Raw genomic sequence first — 1,855 nt, forward strand, 5'->3', positions numbered from 1 at the left:
CGTATTGTGATGCGTCTTGAACGGCTCGGCGGTGGCGCCGCCATAGACCGAGTGCAGCATCGGCGTCTCGACTTCCATGAAGCCGTCGTCTTCCATGAAGCGGCGGATGCCGGAGACGATCTTCGAGCGCTGCTGGAAGCGCAGCTTGGATTCCTCGTTGGTCATGATGTCGAGATGGCGCTTGCGGTAGCGCTGCTCGATGTCGGACAGGCCGTGCCACTTTTCGGGCATCGGCAATAGTGACTTGGTGAGCATGGTGATTTCTTGCGCGTTGATCGACAGTTCGCCGCGCTTGGTCCGCCGCACCACGCCGGTCACGCCGATGATGTCGCCGAGATCGATCATCGGCAGCAGCGCGCGCGCCTCTTCCGGCGTCGTGTCCTTGTGGGAAAAGATCTGGATCTTGCCGCCGGCGTCATGGATATCCATGAACATGCCGGAATTGCGCGAGGAATAGACCCGGCCGGCGACAGTGACCACGTCATCCGTCACTACATCCGCTTCCAGAGCCTCGTATTTCTTGGCGAGATCCGCGTTGGTGATCGTGCGGTGGAAATGCGCCGGATAGACGTCGCCGATCTTTTCGCGCAGCAAGGCCAGCTTCTGGGCGCGCACTTCGGTGACGTCGGAGGAGAGGGTGGTTTCGGTCTTGTCGGTCATTGTCTCGTGCCTTTAGGGCTTGTGTCCAAAGAGTGTCTACGGCTGCGGCCCTCTCCCTCTTCTCCCCTTGGGGAGAAGGTGGCCCGCAGGGCCGGATGAGGGGGAGCCACAGACTTCAAAATTTGCCGAAAGACCCCCTCATCGCCTCGCTTTCGCTCGGCACTTCTCCCCGCTGGGGAGAAGAGGGCCCCCGTCATTACTTCACTTCCCGCTGCCCGCCATCGACGCCGCCACCTGGCCGGCGACTTTCAGGCGCTGGCGCACGACCGAGCGACCGAGGATGGCCATGGAATCGAACAGCGGCAGCGAGCGCGACGAGCCCGAGACGGCCACGAAGAGCGGCGCGACGATGACTTTCAGCTTCTTGTCCATCCGCTCGGCAATCGCCCGCAGTTCGGCTTCGATCGATTCGACGTTCCATTCGAGGATCTTTTCGAGGTCCGGCTGGACGGTGTTGAAGATCTCCACAAGTTCTTCCGGCGAGGATTTGACCTTGGCGAAGGAAGCGGCGTCAAGCGCGAGATCGGACTTGAACAGGAATCCGGCCAGGTCCGGCAGTTCGCCCAGCTTGGAAATGCGCGACTGCGACAGTTTCAGGCCCTGCCGGATGCGGTCGTTTTCCATCGCCCAGGAGAGCACGCGGGCGGCGAATTCGTCTTCCGAAAGACCTTCGCGCAGCCAGCGGCCGTTCAGCCAGTCGAGTTTCTGCACATCGAAGATCGCGCCGGCCTTGGAGAGGTTGGCCGGATCGAATTTCTCCGCCAACTGCTCCATGGTCAGCATCTCCTCGCCCTCGGCGATCTGGATGAAGAACAGGCCAAGGAAGTTCATCAGCGCTTCCGGCAGATAACCGAGCGCGGTGTAATAGGAGATCGAGGTCGGGTTCTTGCGCTTCGACAGTTTCGACTTGTCGTGATTGCGCATCAGCGACAAGTGCATGAACACCGGTGGCTCGAGACCGAGATACTGGTAGATCAGGATGTGCTTGGGCACCGAGGATAGCCATTCCTCGCCGCGCGCCACATGGGTGATCTTCATCAGGTGGTCATCGACCACATTGGCCATGTGATAGGTCGGCATGCCATCGGCCTTGAGAAGCACCTGCATGTCCACCGCATCCCACGGGATATCGACTTCGCCATAGACGCCGTCGACGAACTTGCAGGAGCCTTCGGTCGGGATTTTCATGCGCACG

The 1,855-nt window shown here is 60.6% G+C and carries 2 protein-coding genes; both read right to left on the reverse strand.

The window, feature by feature from the left end:
* Nucleotides 1–660: amino acid--tRNA ligase-related protein (locus tag VL202_RS08365; protein WP_325463669.1), on the reverse strand; the 660-nt coding region annotated here is incomplete at its 3' end.
* Between the two features lie 201 nt (nucleotides 661–861).
* The coding region (locus VL202_RS08370; RefSeq protein ID WP_325463670.1) for a glutamate--tRNA ligase at nucleotides 862–1,855 on the reverse strand (994 nt) is incomplete at its 5' end.

The sequence above is a fragment of the Pararhizobium sp. genome (genome assembly GCF_035497515.1).
GTDB lineage: Bacteria > Pseudomonadota > Alphaproteobacteria > Rhizobiales > Rhizobiaceae > Pararhizobium.